This is a genomic window from Streptomyces sp. V4I8 (assembly GCF_041261225.1).
In the GTDB taxonomy this organism is placed as follows: Bacteria; Actinomycetota; Actinomycetes; order Streptomycetales; family Streptomycetaceae; genus Streptomyces.
In genome coordinates, this window is the sequence record NZ_JBGCCN010000001.1 from 763,571 (window position 1) to 777,821 (window position 14,251).

Consider the following 14,251-nt stretch of genomic DNA (forward strand, 5'->3'; position numbering starts at 1 on the left):
TCACCGGGTCACCGCGTCTGCGGGCGGGGTCCAGCCGAGGACCGGCGTCATGGCTCGCAGCGTCGCGCGCGCCGGCGTCAGCCGGGCCGCCATGTCGCGCAGCAGCACCGCGGGCGGCCACGACAGCTGGCCGACCGTGCCGAGCCGGGCGGAGCGGCGCGCGACGGCCTGGGTCCTCGGGCGGCGCAGCAGGTCGTACGAGCGGAGCGCGGCGGTGACGTCCGGGGTGCCGTCGAGGCAGTGGGCGAGGGTGACCGCGTCCTCCAGCGCCTGGCACGCGCCCTGGCCCAGATTGGGTGTCATGGCATGGGCCGCGTCGCCCAGCAGCGCGACGCGGCCACGGGCGAACGAGGACAGCGGCGGCAGGTCGTACAGGTCGTGCCGGAGCACCGCGTCCGCGGGGACAGCGGCCAGCAGGGCGGGGACGGGATCGGGCCAGGAGCCGAAGCGGCGCAGCAGTTCGGCGTGTTCGGACGTACCGGACACCGCTCCCGCCGGAAGCGACGCGGTGGCGAAGCAGTACATCCGCCCGCCCGGCAACGCCGTGTAGCCGAACCTCTCGCCACGGCCCCAGGTCGCGGCGCCTTCGGCGGGCGGGGCGGCGAGGGGCTCGGTGACCATGCGCCAGGCGGTGTAACCGGCGTACCGGGGGCCTGCCGCGGCGGGCCACAGGACGCCGCGGACCACGCTGCGCAGGCCGTCGGCGCCGATCACGAGGTCGGCCCGGGACTCGCCCCCACCATGTTCGACGATCACACCGCGGCCGTCGTCGCGGACGGCGGACACCCCGCTGCCCGACCGCAGGCTGTCGGCAGGCAGCGCCTCGGCCAGCGCCCGCAACAGGTCCGCGCGGTGCAGGACCACCAAGGGATGGCCGAAACGGCGCGTCAGTTCCGCGTTGTCCGTGCGGGACAGCCAGCGGCCCTGCCGGTCGCGTACCCCGCCGGTGGCCTCGACGGCGCCGAGGGCCCGGACGGAACCGGCCAGGCCGAGCACCTCCAGCGCGCGCAGCGCGTTCGGCCACAGGGAGATACCGGCTCCGATCTCGGTGAACTCCGGGGCCCGTTCCAGGACCTCGACGCGCCAGCCCCGACGGTGCAGGGCGATGGCCGCCGCGAGGCCGCCGATCCCGCCGCCGACGATGGTCGCGGCACGCTGCGGCATGGGTCCTCGCTCTGGGCTCTGGGCGCCCCCCCCGGTCGGGCGGCCGTCGATCCGGTGCCCGAGCGGCCTGCGAGGCGACGCAGGCCTGCTGAGCAGCGCTTATAGCAACATGTCGGCAGATGCCTGTCAACGTGCCGGGAACACGACGGGCACGCGGCAGGCACGCGACGGGCATGCGACGGGCAAATCGCCCCTCCCCCACCGCAACCTCCGCGCCCCCCGCGCCCCCGTAACCTCCGCAACTTCCGCCGCCTCAGCCCTAAGGGACTGTTAGGACTTCGTTCGGGCTGTTGAACGGCCCTGTCGCGCCGTCGACTCTGTGTGCTCCCGGGCCGCAGACAAGGGAGTTTTCGATGGCCACACAGATCACGCCCGCGAGCGCGCAGGAGTCGCGCCGCGGAGAGCGCAGGGTCGTCAGCAACATCGTGCGCGGATCGATCGGCAACTTGATCGAGTGGTACGACTGGTACGCGTACACCGCGTTCAGCGTGTACTTCGCCGCCGCGTTCTTTCCGTCCGGCGACCAGACCGCCCAGTTGCTGAACACCGCCGCGGTGTTCGCGGTCGGCTTCCTGATGCGCCCGATCGGCGGCTGGGTGCTGGGGCGGTACGCCGACCGCCGTGGGCGGCGCGCGGCGCTGACGCTGTCGGTGACACTCATGGCGGCCGGTTCGCTGATCGTGGCGGTGACCCCGTCGTACGGGTCGATCGGGGTCGCCGCACCGGTACTGCTGGTGACCGCGCGGCTGCTGCAAGGCCTCTCGGTCGGCGGTGAGTATTCGACGTCGGCCACCTATATGTCGGAGGTGGCCTCGCCCGGCCGGCGCGGCTACTACTCCAGTTTCCAGTACGTCACGCTCATCGCCGGCCAGCTGACCGCGCTCGGCCTGCAGATCGTCCTGCAGCAGGTGCTCAGCGCCGCGCAGATGGAGGCGTGGGGCTGGCGGGTCGCGTTCGTCGTCGGTGCGGCGGGGGCGATCGTCGTGCTGTGGCTGCGGCGCGGCATGGACGAGTCGGAGAGCTTCGAGCGCGCGGCGGCCGAGGGAGACGACGGCAAGAGTGGTGGGCCGGCGCGCGGCAGCCTGCGGATGCTGCTGTCGTACCCCCGGCAGTGCCTGGTCGTCGTCGGACTGACCATGGGGGGCACGCTGTTCTTCTACACGTACACCACGTATCTGCAGAAGTTCATGGTCAACACCAGCGGCATCGCCAAGCCTACGGCGGCCTGGATCAACTTCTTCGCGCTGCTGGTGTTCGTGGTGCTCCAGCCGGTCATGGGCCTGCTGTCCGACCGGGTGGGGCGCCGTCCGATGCTGATCGCGTTCGGCGTGCTGGGCGCCGTGGTGGTGGTGCCCTCGCTGACGCTGCTGTCGCACACCAGCGATCCCGTGTACGCGTTCCTGCTCATGGTCGGGCCGCTCGCGGTCAGCTCCCTGTACACCTCGATCAGCGCGGTGGTGAAGGCCGAGCTGTTCCCGACCTCCATCCGGGCGCTGGGCGTCGGCCTGCCCTATGCGCTGACCGTGGCCGTGTTCGGCGGGACGGCCGAGTACGTGGCCCTGTGGTTCAAGAACGCCGGTCACGAGAGCTGGTACTTCTACTACGTCACCGCCTGTGTCCTGATTTCGCTGCTCGTCTACATTCGGATGCGCGAGACGTCCGACGGATCGCCGCTGGAGACCGAGACCCGCGACCACTGACGAAGGGGAGGCGACCGTGCGCGTGCTGCTGGCCGAGGACGACGACGGGGTGGCCGACGCCCTCACCGAGGCCCTGTACGAGCACGGTCATCTGCCCACCCGGGTCCGGCGCGGCGAGGAGGTCCTCGTCCGCCACCGGCAGGCCGACCTGCTGCTGCTCGACCTCGGCCTGCCCGACCTCGACGGCCTCGACGTGCTGCGCAAGCTGCGCGCGGTGAGCGGACTTCCGGTGGTGGTCCTCACCGCGCGGGGCGACGAGCGGTCGGTGGTGCGCGGCCTGCGGCTGGGCGCCGACGACTACCTCGTCAAGCCGGTGCGGCTGGCCGAGCTTCTGGCCCGTATCGAGGCCGTCACCCGCCGCGCCGCGACAGCCGCCGCGACGGCCACCGCGCCGGCGCCGCGTACGGTCCGCGCCGAGGACGTCGAAGTCGACCTCGACGCGCGCCGGGTCACGGTCGGCGGTGCCGAAGTACGGCTGACCACCAAGGAGTTCGCGGTCCTCGCCGCGCTGGCGACCAGGGCCGGTACGGCGGTCAGCCGCCAACAGCTGATGGACGAGGTGTGGGGCGACGCCTATCTGGCGGTGTCCCGTTCGCTCGACGTCCATCTCACCCAGCTACGGGCCAAGATCGGCCGCCCTGAGGTGCTGACCACGATCCGCGGCTTCGGCTACCGCTTCGGCGGCGGCTGAGCCGGCGGGGACCCTCGCATGCGTACCCGGGTACTGACCGTCGTGCTGGCCTTCGCCGTGCTCGCGGTGGCAGGTTTCGCCGTCCCGCTGCTGGGCGTCACCGCCACCCAGCGCACCGAGCAGCTCGTCGCGGCCCGCACCGCCGACCTCGACCGCTTCGCGGGGCTGGCCGAGCAGGCCGCCGAGAGCGGCGACACCGGCGTGCTGACCGCCGAGGTGAGCCGGTACACCGAGCTGTACGGCGAGGCGGTCGTGGTCGTCGACGCCCGCCGTGCCCCGGTGGCGCAGACCGGCGGTATGCGCGCCGCCGACCCGGCCGTCGCGCGCCTCGTCGACGCGGCGCTGCGCAACCAGCCCGTCTCGCCCGGGGGCACGCTGCGCCCATGGTCCCGCGGCAACAAACTGCTCGCCCGCCCGGTCGGCACCGGCACCCGGGTGTCCGGTGCCGTGGTGCTGCGGGCCTCGGTACGGGCCGCCGCCGACGACATCGCCCTGCGCTGGGCGCTGGTCCTGGCCGGCGCGGGCCTGTTCGCCGTGGCCTGTCTGCTGCTCGCCCGCGCCGCCACGCGGTGGGTCGTACGCCCCCTGCACCGCCTGGACCGCGCGGTCGGCGCGCTGGCGGCCGGGCTGCCGGCCGAACACGCACGGGAGGGCGGTCCGCCCGAACTGCGCCAGCTCGCCACCGGCTTCAACCGCATGGCCGACGCGGTGACCACCGCGCTGGAACAGCAGCGCCGCCTGGTCGCCGACACCTCGCACCAGCTGCGCAACCCGCTCGCCGCACTGCGCCTGCGCATCGACTCCCTCCAGCCCCGCCTGCCCGACGCCGCCACCCGTACGTACACGGGGGTGACCGCCGAACTCGAACGCATGGAGCACCTCCTCGACGACCTGCTCGCCCTCGCCGACGCCGAACACCGCGCGGGCGAACTGGCCGTGACGGACGAGCGGGAGGCGTGCTGCGACGCGACGGCGGTGGCGGCGGCCCAGGCGCAGCTGTGGCAGCCGCTGGCCGAACAGGCGGCAATCCACCTGGAGTTCTCCCCCGGCCCGGCCGTCCTCACCTCCTGCACGGAGGGCGAACTGGCCCAGGTGGCCGACATCCTGCTCGACAACGCGATCAAGTACGCCGGGAGCGGCGCCCGCGTCGAGACGCGCTGTTTCACCGAGGGCCCCGACGCGGTGTTCGAGGTGCGGGACGACGGGCCGGGCCTCGCGACCGGCGAACTCTCCCGGGCCGGCACCCGCTTCTGGCGTTCGGAACGCCACCGTGAGGTGCGCGGCAGCGGCCTCGGTCTGGCGATCGCCGAGCAGCTGGTGGCCGGCCGGGGCGGGCGCGTCGAGTTCGCGGCGGCCGAGCCGCACGGCCTGCGGGTCCGGGTCGTGCTCCCGCGCGCCGAGCACGGGGCGTTCGGTCCGAAGGGGCTTACGGCATGACCGGCCCTACCCGCCGCACCGCGCTGCGCGCCACCCTCGCCACGGCGTGCACAGGTCTGCTCGCGGCTGCCGGAACGGCCGACGCCCGGCACACCGACCGCGGCCCGGCAGGCAGGCTGCGCATCGCGACCGGCGAGACCGACGGCTTCTACGCGGCCTTCGGCCGACTGCTCGCCGACCAGGTGACGCTGGCCTACCCCCGGCTGTCCTGCGAGGTGATCCACAGTGAGGGCAGCGTCGGCAACGTACGGCTGCTGCGGGCACGTCGGGCCGACGTGGCGTTGGCTCTGGCCGACATCGCGTGGGCGGCGTACGCCGGATCCGCGCCTTTCGGCCGGCGCGTCCCGCTGCGAGCGATCGGCCGGGTCTACGAGAACTACGTCCAGTTGGCCGTCCGCGCCGGCGCACCGATTCGGAGCGTCGCCGACCTGGCGGGGCGCACCGTCTCCCTGGGCGCCCCCGCGTCCGGCGGTGCCGTGCTCGGCGACCGGCTGCTGCGCGCGGCCGGTCTGACCCCGGGCACGGACGTCCACGTCCGCCATTTGCTGATGCCACCGGCGGCGCGTGCGATGCGGGACGGCGACATCGACGCGCTGCTGGTCGCGGGCGGCGTGCCGTTGCCGGTGCTGTCCGGCCTCGACACCCGGCCCGGCATCCGCCTCCTGCCGCTGGCCGACCTCCTGCCCCGGCTGCGCGCCGGTACGGAACGCTCGGGCTCGGGACTTGAAGCGGTGACGGTGCCGGCGGGGGCGTACCGCGGAACGCCCGAGGTGACCACGATCGGCGTGGCCAACCTGCTCCTGTGCCGCCCCGATCTGCCGGCGCCCGTCGCCGCCGCCCTCACCCACGTCCTGGTGCGCCAGGCCACCCGGCTCGTACCTGCCACGGCCCTGGGCACACAGTTCCTCGACGCCCGCAGCCTGATCTCCACCGGGGTGGTGCCTCTGCACTCCGGGGCGGTGGTCGCCTACCGCGAGCTGCACGGTTAGGGGCACCCGAGGCACAGTACGGCCGTCAGGACCCCCGACCGGACTCCCCGGGCCCGCTACGCCCGCCCGCTCGACGCGTCGGCGACAGGATCCGCAGGAACGCTGTCGATGATCCAGACCTCGCGGCCCCGATCGGCCAGGGCGGCCGTGAGCGCCAGGACCAGCGCAGCGGCCGCTCCGGCGACGGCCACCAGGAGTGCGCCGTCCGTCCCGTGGGTTTCCGCGAGGGCACCGGACACGGCCTGCCCGGCCGCCGCGCCGAGGGGGCCGCCGCCGCACAGGACGGTCATGGCGATGGCGGCCCGTTCAGGTGGGGCGAGCCGTTCGGTCAGGGCGTAGAGGCTGATCATGTACGGCGCGACGGTGAAAGCGGCCACGGCGACGGCGGCGGGCACGGAGACCAGTCGCGCACCGGCGAACAGCACCAGCGTGCCGGCGAAGAGCGCCGCGGCGAACGTGACATAGCGGGCGCGCAGCGAGAAGCGCCGGGGCAGCCAGACGCAGGCGGCCCCGGCCAGGGCACTGCCGATGCCGAACCCGGCGTACACGAGCCCCGCCGCACCGGGCTCCCCGATGGCGTCGGCGTACACCGTGACGGCAGTCTGGACCGCGCCGAAGATCACGCCCATCGCGGCCATGGCCAGGAACATGACGGCCAGGGGGCGTCGGGGCAGCTGCGGCCTGGCGTGGTCCTCCGAGGCCTCGCGGGGGATGTCCCGATGGGTATGGAGCAGGGTGAAGGGCAGGGTGGCGGCGGCGATCAGGACCATCGTCAGCACGGCGGGGGCGGCCGGGCCGACCGACGCCAGCAACCCGACGACGGCCGGTCCGGCGACGAAGCTCATCTCGTCGGCGGACGCCTCGTAGGACAGGGCCGCGGACAGCAGTTGCCGCTCGCCACGCGCGCGAACGAGCCGTGCCCAGTGCACCCGCACGAGCGGGGAGACCTGCGGCTGGGTGAGCCCCACGAGCGTGGCCGCGGCCAGCATGCTCGGCCGGTTGCCTTGGCTCGCCGCCAACAGGGCTGCCCAGGCGGCGAAGTTGGCGACTGCGGCGAGGGCTCCGACGGTCCGGGGGCCGTGGCGGTCGGCCAGGGCCCCGACCACGGGGCCGCCCACGGCGATGGCGATGCTCTGCGCCGCACTGGCGAGGCCGGCGAAGGCGTAACTGTGGGTCGATGCCTGAAGCAGGATCAGCGTGGAGAGGGCGGAGGACGCGTAGGGCAGACGGGCCAGGAATCCCAGCGGGAAGAAGCCGACGCCCGCGACGCGCAGCAGGGAGCGGTAGGACACTCATGTCTCCATCGGGCATGTCGAGGAGACGCGCTACCCAGCCACCAGCGCGCCGACGGGCCCGGTTCTGGCCGCACCGTAATGCACGCGGCGGAACGCTGTACAGGGCGTCATGCCCGCGGTTTGTGGTCCGCCGCGAACGCGTCGGCTGCGGCCAGGTCGAAGTCCCCGTGATCGCTGCCGAGGCCCTGCGCCACCAGTGCCGCCGCGGCGGAGCCGAGGACGGCGGCGGCGTACGGGGTACGGCCCAGGCCCGTGCCGCGTACGAAGCCGGCCGAGAACGCGTCACCGCAGCCGGTGGTGTCCACGACGTCGATGGCGAAGGCGGGGACCTTCTCCGTGCCGTCCTGGGTCACCAGCAGGGCGCCGTCACCACCGCGGGTGGCCGCGACCAGGCCGGCTCCGGCGGCGAGGAGCTTCTTCGCGCCCGTGACGAGGTCCTCTTCACCGGTGAAGCCGAGGACCTGGTCCTCGTTGGGCAGCATGTGGTCGACGTACGGCAGCGCTGATTCGATCTGCTCGAAACTCCCGAGCGCGCCCGGTGCGAGAAGGTCCACCGAGGTGACCACGCCATGCTCCTTGGCGTACGACAGGATGCGCGTGGCGGTGTCGACGCCGATCAGTTCGGGGCCGCCGAGGTGGAGGTGGGTCGCCTCGGCGATGGCGTCCCAGGGCACGTCGTCGGGGCCGTAGGTGATGTTGGCGCCGAGCAGGTGGAGTGAGGGCCGGTCGCCGTTGGGGCGGATGGGGAGGACGCTCGCGGAGGTGGGGGTGTCCGTGCGGCGGACGAGGAACCGGGTGTCGATGCCGGCCGCGCCCAGCAGTTGGACCAGCATGTCTCCGCTGGGGTCGGTCCCGATGGCGCCGGCGCTGCTGACGGAGGCGCCGAGCTTGGCGAGGGTGAGCGCGGTTCCGCCGGCCGTTCCGGCGGCGGTCATCCTGATGTCCTCGACCAGCGTCGCGCCCTGTCCGTCGGGTATGGCCTCGACCGGCCGCACCAGCACGTCCAGCACATGCACGCCCAGCGTGACGACCTTCATCGGTTTCCCTCCTGCACGGGTGGTACGGGGTGGGTGGTGCCGTAGTTCCGGGCGAGCGCGGCCTCGATCACCGCGAGTTGCTGGTGTTCGTCGAGGACGCGGGGCTTTCCGAGGGCGGCCGCGTGCTGGTAGACACCGCACGCCCACTCCAGGAGCAGTGCGTGTTCGACCGCCTTGTCCAGCGTCGGGGCGTGGGTGAGGGCGCCGTGGTTGGCCATGAGCGCGGCGCTGCGGCCCTCCAGCGCCGTCAGCACGGACTCGGCGAGCGCCGGTGTGCCGAACGTGGCGTACGGCGCCACGCGCACCGAGCCGCCCAGGGTCAGCAACTGGTAGTGGACGCAGGGCAGTTCGTCCAGCACGCAGGACAGCGCGGTCGCCATCGGGGCGTGGGTGTGGACGACCGCGCCCGCACCGTAGCGGTGGTAGACGCCGAGGTGCAGGTCCAGTTCCGAGGTGGGGGCGAGCGTCCCGGCCACGACGTCTCCGTCGAGGTCCACCACGGTCACCTGGTCGGCCGTCAGTTCGGCGAGCACCGCGCCGGTCGCCGTGATCGCGACACGGTCGTCCAGCCGCATGCTGACGTTGCCGGCCGTGCCGATGAGCAGCCCCTCGGCTCCCAGGCGACGGCTCGCCGCGGCGACGGCGGCCCGCTCCTGACCCAGCGCTGAGCTTGAGTCGGTCATGTACGCGACGGTAACGTAAACCTGAAACAAAGTCACGTTCAGGTTCGGAGGCCGCACATGGGCGATCCCGCCGCACAGCCCGGCGGCACCTGGCACGTTCCCCTGCGTCGCACGCCCCAGCAGGCGCGCAGCAAAGCCCGTCTGGCTCGCGTGCTGCAGGCCGCCGAGCGCGTCCTGGTCAGCGAGGGGGTCCAGGCGCTGACCACGACGCGGATCGCGGCGGAGGCGCAGGTCTCGGTCGGTTCGCTGTACCAGTACCTGCCGGACCGCGACGCGATCATCGACGCCCTCGCGGGCGGCTACTTCGCCCGGCTGGAGGCCGCCATGGACGACCTGGTCCGCGCGGCGGCGGCCGAGCGGTGGGACGACCCCGTCGGTGTGCTCATCGACGCGTACGCCGCGATCTACCGCACCGAACACGGCTTCAGGGCCCTGTGGTTCGGCGGCACCCTGACCGAGCAGACCCGCGCCGCGGACCGCGAGCACAAACGCCGGATGGCGGACGGGGTCCGGCGGGTCCTGCTGGCCCTCGGCGTCGCCGGGGACGACGAGGCTCTCGCCCGCGCCTGCCACGCCGCGGTCCTCGCCGCCGACGCGCTCTCCCAGGAGGCCTTCCGTCGCGATCCCGAGGGCGACCCGGGTCTCCTCGACGAGGCCAAGCTCATGCTGCGCGGGTATCTGACCGGTGTCACCGCCCGCTATCCGGAGCTGCCATCCTGACGTGGTGCCGAATCCCGCTCCCGTCACTCCCGACGCTCCCGCTCTCATACGCACCCCCCTCCTCACCCAGCAGTGGCTCGACCTCGCCTTCATCCACTGGGCCGTCGAACCGGACGTCGTGGCGGGGCTGTTGCCGAGGGGGACCGTTCCGGACACGCACGACGGGGTGACGTACGTCGGGCTCGTCGCGTTCCGGATGCACCGGGTCGGCTGGCTACGGCTGCCCGGGGTGCCGTATCTAGGGACCTTTCCCGAGACCAACGTCCGGCTGTACTCCGTGGACGCGCACGGACGGCGCGGCGTCGTGTTCCGGTCGATGGACGCCTCGCGGCTGATCCCGGTGGTGATGGGGCGCGTGGGCTTCCGGCTGCCGTACCTGTGGTCCCGGATGACCGTCCGCACGGCCGGCGACACCGTCACGTACACCAGTTCCCGCCGCTGGCCCGGCCCGCGCGGCGCCGCCAGCCGCATCACCGTACGCACCGGGGAACGCATCGAGGAACCCACCGAGTTGGAGCACTTCCTCACCGCCCGCTGGGGCATGCACAACGCCTTCTTCGGCGGGCCCGAGCCGGTGGCCTACCTGCCCAACCACCACCCTCGCTGGCCGCTCCACCGCGCCGAGCTGATCACCTGCGAGGAGAACCTCGTGACGGCGGCCGGGCTGCCCGCCCCGAGCGACGCCCCGGTCAGCGTCCTGTACTCCCCCGGTGTCCCGGTCCGCCTCGGCCGCCCGGCGCGTCCGGCCGGCATCCCCACGCCGTGATCCGCTGATCCGTGCACGTGTCGAAATCCGGAGTTCGGCGCCGACGTATCCCATGAGGGCCGACCGCGTTCCGCGCGGCCGGACAGTCGGCAGACAGGCCGTCGGAACGGAGATCGATCATGTTGCTGAAGGGCAAGGTCGCCGTGGTGTACGGCGCGGGCAGTTCCATCGGCGGGGCGGCGGCGCGCGCCTTCGCGGCTGAGGGGGCGCGGGTCTTCCTCGCCGGGCGTACCGCGGCGCCGCTCGACAGGCTCGCCGAGGACATCCGGGGCGCGGGCGGCGCGGCCGAGACCGCCGTGGTCGACGCGCTGGACGAGGCGGCGGTGAACGCCTTCGTCGACGACGTCGCCGCACGGGCGGGGCGCGTCGACATCTCGTTCAACGCCATCGGATGCGGGGATGTCCAGCGGCCACCGATGGAGATCTCGGCAGGCGACTTCCTGCAGCCCATCGCGACCGCGATGCGCTCCCAGTTCCTGACGACCCGGGCGGCCGCCCGGCACATGACCGCGCGCGGCACGGGAGTGATCCTGGCCTTCGGCGGCGGTGGACCGCAGACGCTGCCCGGTCTCGGCGGCTTCAAGATTGCGCTGGACGCGCTGGAGGGGCTGCGCCGCCAGTGGGCCGTCGAGCTGGGCCCGCACGGCATCCGCGTGGTGACCCTGAAGTCCGGCGGGGTCCCGGGATCCCTCCCCGACGGGTTCCCGGGCAAGGAGGCGATCAGCGACGGCCTCGTCGAGGCGACCCGGCTCGGGCGGGCGGCGACCCTCGCGGACGTCGGCGACGTCGCCGCCTTCGTCGCCTCCGACCGGGCGCGCACGCTCACGGCGACCGACGTGAACATCTCCTGCGGCGCCATCGTGGACTAGGGGGTTTCGAAAGTCCCGTGCGGTGCCCGCGGTGTCCGGTGCGTGCCCTCGGCGTGCCGGGCGCCGCGGGTGCTGTGCGGGACTTTCGAAACCCCCTAGGAGGGGCTCGGACCGGGATGACCGGTCCGAGCCCCTCTGGAGCGTCCGGCGTCAGGCGCCGTTACGACGACACCTCACCGTCAGCCGGCGCGGCGCCTCGTCCGCATGAGCAGCAGGAAGCCGGCCATGAGGAGCACGGCACCGGCCGCGGCCGGCCACAGCGTGGTTCCCGTCTCGGCGAGGTCGCCCCCGACCGCCTGCGGCTCCGTACCCGAACCGCCGCCGGACTCCTCGCCGACCGCGGCGGGCTGCGTCTGCACGGGAGTGCCTGCCTCGTCGGCGCCGTCGTCCTTCGAGCCGTCCTGTGCCTGCGTGTCTGCGTCCGCGGTGGCCGACGGGGTGCCGTAGGCCTTGGGCGCCACCGTGCTCGACAGGGTGGGCTTGTCGTCCTTCGCCGGTTCGGTCTCGGGCGCCTCGGTCGCCGGTGCCTCGGTCGCCGGTGCCTCGGTCTTGGGATCGTCGGTCGCGGGCGCCTCGGTGGCGGGCTCGTCGGTCGCGGGCTGCTCGGTCGCCGGCGCCTCGGTGGGCTTGTCGCCTCCGTCGCCGGGCTCCGGATCGTCGTTGTCGCCCGGCGGCGTGGTGGGAGCCTCGGTCGGCTGCTGGGTCGGCTCCTCCTGGCCCGGGTCGCCTCCGTCGTCGGCCCCGGCTCCGCACTCGCGGCCCTCGTTGATGCAGTCGACCATCTGCGCCATCAGGTCCTCGTCGAAGACGTTGATGAAGTCGCCGTGGTCGGTGACCGGCTTGTGCAGCTGCTCGGGGAAGGAGTCCACCGCGAACAGCGGGGTCGTACGGCCGCCGTCCTGGAGGCTCGGCGCGTCGACGTCGTACACGATCCGCTGCACGAGCTGCGGGATGGCCTCGAAGCCGCTGGGGCAGCTGCCGTCGGCCGCCGCGAACGCCACGTGGGTGCGGTGGTTGGCGCTGTCGATGTTCTGTCCGTCCCAGCAGCTCTGGAACTTGAAGGTGCGCACCACGTCGCTGCCCTGCGGGCACAGCGGGTACTTGTCCTTCAGCTGCCGGTCCTCGAAGCCGGTGCAGCTCCAGGAGGCGTTGGCGTTGGCGGTACCGTTGACGAACGCCTTGGCGTCGCCGGTGATGATGCGCAGCAGGCGCGGCATCTCGGTGACCTTGCCACGCGGGCTGCCCACGAACGTCAGGGTCACGTCCTTGGGGGTGACGATCTCGCCGGCGTTGCCCTCGATGCCGCCGCCGGGCGAGTTGGCGTCCTGCTCCTGGGCGCCGTTCTGGAGGCGGATCACGGGCCAGTAGTACGTGGACTTGTCGCCCTGGTCGACGCAGCTCGTCTCGGCGTTCGCCAGGTCCTCGTCGCTCGCGAAGGCGTCGTTGGACTGGTTGCCGATGTAGTCGTGGAAGTGGTGGGCGCCGTTGGAGACGCCGGGGGCCACGATCACGTTGTCGGAGTTGAACAGGCCGTTCTCGTTGACGCCGCAGCTGGTGGCGAAGGTGCCTCGGGATGCGCCCTTCTGAAGGGCCGGGCTGGACACGTTCGGCTGTACGGCGGTGATGTCCACGTAGTCGGCGGCGACCGGGCCGTTGCCCGCCTGTCCGCCGTTGCCGGGCTGTCCGCCGTTACCGGGCTGCTGTTCGCCCTGGTCGGCGCCCTCCTGGTTGTCGCCGCCCTCTTCCTGGGCGTCGCCGTTCCCGCTGTCACCCGTGCCGTTGTCGGCGGCACGCAGGGTGCAGGGGGCGAGGGATTCCAGGCCCTGCGGCCGGTCTCCCACGCGGTCGACGGCGATGGCGATCCGCTCGATGGTCGCGGCGCGCTTCTCCTTCAGCGGATTCATGATCGCGCTGTCGGCGAAGCCGGCGTCCTGCTGGATGGCCTGAGCCGACTCCTGCAACCGCTGGTAGGCGTCGGCGATCTGCTGGTCCAGTAGGGCGAGCTCCTTGGCCACGTCCTCCTTCGCCGTGTCCGGCACGGCCGTCAGTTCGCTGCCGACGTCCGGGCAGTCGATCGTGCCGGCCGGGGAGGACAGCGTCCGGGCCGGGTCCGTTCCGCCGTCTTCGGTCGCCGAGGCATAGACGTTGGCCGCGACCAGGCCGCCGCCGCCCAACATCAGCGCGACCGCTGCAAAGGTCGCGCGCCGTGCGCCCGTGGGGCGTCTTCGCGTGCTGCGTCCCAAGGAAGTACTCCTACGCCTCGTGTCGGTCAGGGCATGAAAATCCCCCGGTCCTATACGGAGACGGGCCGCGTCGTGTTCAAACGCCTCACGGATTCACAGAAATTTCTCACGGGGAGGGTAAACACCCTGGTCGTTACGGGGTGTTGTGGTCCAGGTCAGTCCATCAGGCCGGCGGCGAGCGTCGCCCCGAGCTCCCAGCAGGCCTCGGTGTCGGACTTGGCGGGCCCGCCCGTGACGGTCACCGGTTTCGCCGTGCGGCGCCAGCCGAGGCCCGTCGTGATCGACTCGATCGCCCGCACCGCCCCGGTGACATCGCTGCCGCCGTGCACGTAGTAGCCGAAGGGCCGGCCTTGTGTCGCGTCCAGGCACGGGTAGTAGACCTGGTCGAAGAAATGCTTGAGGGCTCCGGAGATGTAGCCGAGGTTCGCCGGGGTGCCGAGGAGGTAACCGTCGGCGGCGAGCACGTCGGAGGGCGTGGCCGACAGCGCCGGGCACCGCACGACCTCGACGTTCTCGATCTCCGGCGCGGTCGCGCCGGAGATGACGGCTTCGAGCATGGCCTGGCAGTTGGGCGAGGGCGTGTGATGCACGATCAGCAAGGTGGGCACATCCGAACCCTGCCGGTGTGGCGCCGCGCGGCGCAACCCTGCCGTTCGG

Annotated in this window: 13 protein-coding genes; 7 read left to right on the plus strand and 6 right to left on the minus strand. The window is 72.9% G+C overall.

Going from position 1 to position 14,251, the window contains the following annotated elements:
• Entirely contained in the window at positions 1 to 1,164 is a 1,164-nt protein-coding gene (locus ABIE67_RS03600) for an FAD-dependent monooxygenase (RefSeq protein WP_370253002.1), read from the minus strand.
• 353 nt (positions 1,165 to 1,517) lie between these two features.
• Between ABIE67_RS03600 and ABIE67_RS03605 the strand changes: the two genes are divergently transcribed.
• The 4 genes from ABIE67_RS03605 to ABIE67_RS03620 are packed head-to-tail and all read left to right on the plus strand — an operon-like array spanning position 1,518 to position 5,981.
• A complete protein-coding gene (locus ABIE67_RS03605) occupies positions 1,518 to 2,864 on the plus strand; it encodes an MFS transporter (protein ID WP_370253004.1) in 1,347 nt (448 codons plus the stop codon).
• A 16-nt stretch (positions 2,865 to 2,880) separates the two neighbouring features.
• The gene (locus ABIE67_RS03610; protein ID WP_370253006.1) at positions 2,881 to 3,555 is read left to right on the plus strand and encodes a response regulator transcription factor; all 675 of its coding nucleotides are present in this window, start codon (positions 2,881 to 2,883) and stop codon (positions 3,553 to 3,555) included.
• Positions 3,556 to 3,573: 18 nt separating this feature from the next.
• A complete protein-coding gene (locus ABIE67_RS03615) occupies positions 3,574 to 4,992 on the plus strand; it encodes an ATP-binding protein (RefSeq protein WP_370253008.1) in 1,419 nt (472 codons plus the stop codon).
• Positions 4,989 to 5,981 (plus strand): TAXI family TRAP transporter solute-binding subunit, encoded by a 993-nt coding sequence (locus ABIE67_RS03620; protein WP_370253010.1) that lies wholly within the window; start codon positions 4,989 to 4,991, stop codon positions 5,979 to 5,981. Before ABIE67_RS03615 ends, ABIE67_RS03620 begins: the two co-directional genes overlap by 4 nt.
• A 56-nt stretch (positions 5,982 to 6,037) precedes the next feature.
• Here the strand turns inward: ABIE67_RS03620 and ABIE67_RS03625 are convergent, their stop codons facing one another.
• From ABIE67_RS03625 to ABIE67_RS03635, 3 genes are all read right to left on the minus strand, one after another.
• On the minus strand, positions 6,038 to 7,273 hold the full coding sequence (locus tag ABIE67_RS03625) for an MFS transporter (RefSeq protein WP_370253012.1): 1,236 nt from the start codon (positions 7,271 to 7,273) through the stop codon (positions 6,038 to 6,040).
• A 110-nt stretch (positions 7,274 to 7,383) separates the two neighbouring features.
• Positions 7,384 to 8,313: a carbohydrate kinase family protein gene (locus tag ABIE67_RS03630; RefSeq protein ID WP_370253014.1), complete on the minus strand. Its 930-nt coding sequence runs from the start codon at positions 8,311 to 8,313 to the stop codon at positions 7,384 to 7,386.
• On the minus strand, positions 8,310 to 8,996 hold the full coding sequence (locus ABIE67_RS03635; RefSeq protein ID WP_370253018.1) for a class II aldolase/adducin family protein: 687 nt from the start codon (positions 8,994 to 8,996) through the stop codon (positions 8,310 to 8,312). The genes ABIE67_RS03630 and ABIE67_RS03635 overlap by 4 nt, the downstream gene beginning before the upstream one ends.
• A 57-nt stretch (positions 8,997 to 9,053) precedes the next feature.
• Here ABIE67_RS03635 and ABIE67_RS03640 point away from each other — a divergent pair, with 57 nt between their 5' ends.
• The 3 genes from ABIE67_RS03640 (at position 9,054) to ABIE67_RS03650 (ending at position 11,351) form a co-directional block, all read left to right on the plus strand.
• Positions 9,054 to 9,716: a TetR family transcriptional regulator gene (locus ABIE67_RS03640; RefSeq protein ID WP_370253020.1), complete on the plus strand. Its 663-nt coding sequence runs from the start codon at positions 9,054 to 9,056 to the stop codon at positions 9,714 to 9,716.
• 4 nt (positions 9,717 to 9,720) lie between these two features.
• On the plus strand, positions 9,721 to 10,482 hold the full coding sequence (locus ABIE67_RS03645; RefSeq protein ID WP_370253022.1) for a YqjF family protein: 762 nt from the start codon (positions 9,721 to 9,723) through the stop codon (positions 10,480 to 10,482).
• Positions 10,483 to 10,601: 119 nt separating this feature from the next.
• Positions 10,602 to 11,351, plus strand: a complete 750-nt coding sequence (locus tag ABIE67_RS03650; protein WP_370253024.1) for an SDR family NAD(P)-dependent oxidoreductase — start codon at positions 10,602 to 10,604, stop codon at positions 11,349 to 11,351.
• Between the two features lie 179 nt (positions 11,352 to 11,530).
• Here ABIE67_RS03650 and ABIE67_RS03655 read toward each other — a convergent pair whose 3' ends face one another.
• Together ABIE67_RS03655 and ABIE67_RS03660 are read right to left on the minus strand one after the other, a co-directional pair.
• A complete protein-coding gene (locus ABIE67_RS03655) occupies positions 11,531 to 13,528 on the minus strand; it encodes a DUF1996 domain-containing protein (RefSeq protein WP_370268127.1) in 1,998 nt (665 codons plus the stop codon).
• A gap of 221 nt (positions 13,529 to 13,749) precedes the next feature.
• Positions 13,750 to 14,202, minus strand: coding sequence for a flavodoxin family protein (locus tag ABIE67_RS03660; RefSeq protein WP_370253026.1), 453 nt, complete (start codon positions 14,200 to 14,202; stop codon positions 13,750 to 13,752).
• Between the last annotated feature and the right edge of the window lie 49 nt (positions 14,203 to 14,251).

What these genes read in the sequence shown, in the direction of transcription:
- ABIE67_RS03655 (WP_370268127.1), bottom strand. Translation starts at nt 13,528, where the DNA reads ATGTTGGGCGGCGGCGGCCTGGTCGCGGCCAACGTCTATGCCTCGGCG.
- ABIE67_RS03640 (WP_370253020.1), top strand. Translation starts at nt 9,054, where the DNA reads ATGGGCGATCCCGCCGCACAGCCCGGCGGCACCTGGCACGTTCCCCTG.
- ABIE67_RS03630 (WP_370253014.1), bottom strand. Translation starts at nt 8,313, where the DNA reads ATGAAGGTCGTCACGCTGGGCGTGCATGTGCTGGACGTGCTGGTGCGG.
- ABIE67_RS03650 (WP_370253024.1), top strand. Translation starts at nt 10,602, where the DNA reads ATGTTGCTGAAGGGCAAGGTCGCCGTGGTGTACGGCGCGGGCAGTTCC.
- ABIE67_RS03615 (WP_370253008.1), top strand. Translation starts at nt 3,574, where the DNA reads ATGCGTACCCGGGTACTGACCGTCGTGCTGGCCTTCGCCGTGCTCGCG.
- ABIE67_RS03600 (WP_370253002.1), bottom strand. Translation starts at nt 1,164, where the DNA reads ATGCCGCAGCGTGCCGCGACCATCGTCGGCGGCGGGATCGGCGGCCTC.
- ABIE67_RS03635 (WP_370253018.1), bottom strand. Translation starts at nt 8,996, where the DNA reads ATGACCGACTCAAGCTCAGCGCTGGGTCAGGAGCGGGCCGCCGTCGCC.
- ABIE67_RS03605 (WP_370253004.1), top strand. Translation starts at nt 1,518, where the DNA reads ATGGCCACACAGATCACGCCCGCGAGCGCGCAGGAGTCGCGCCGCGGA.
- ABIE67_RS03620 (WP_370253010.1), top strand. Translation starts at nt 4,989, where the DNA reads ATGACCGGCCCTACCCGCCGCACCGCGCTGCGCGCCACCCTCGCCACG.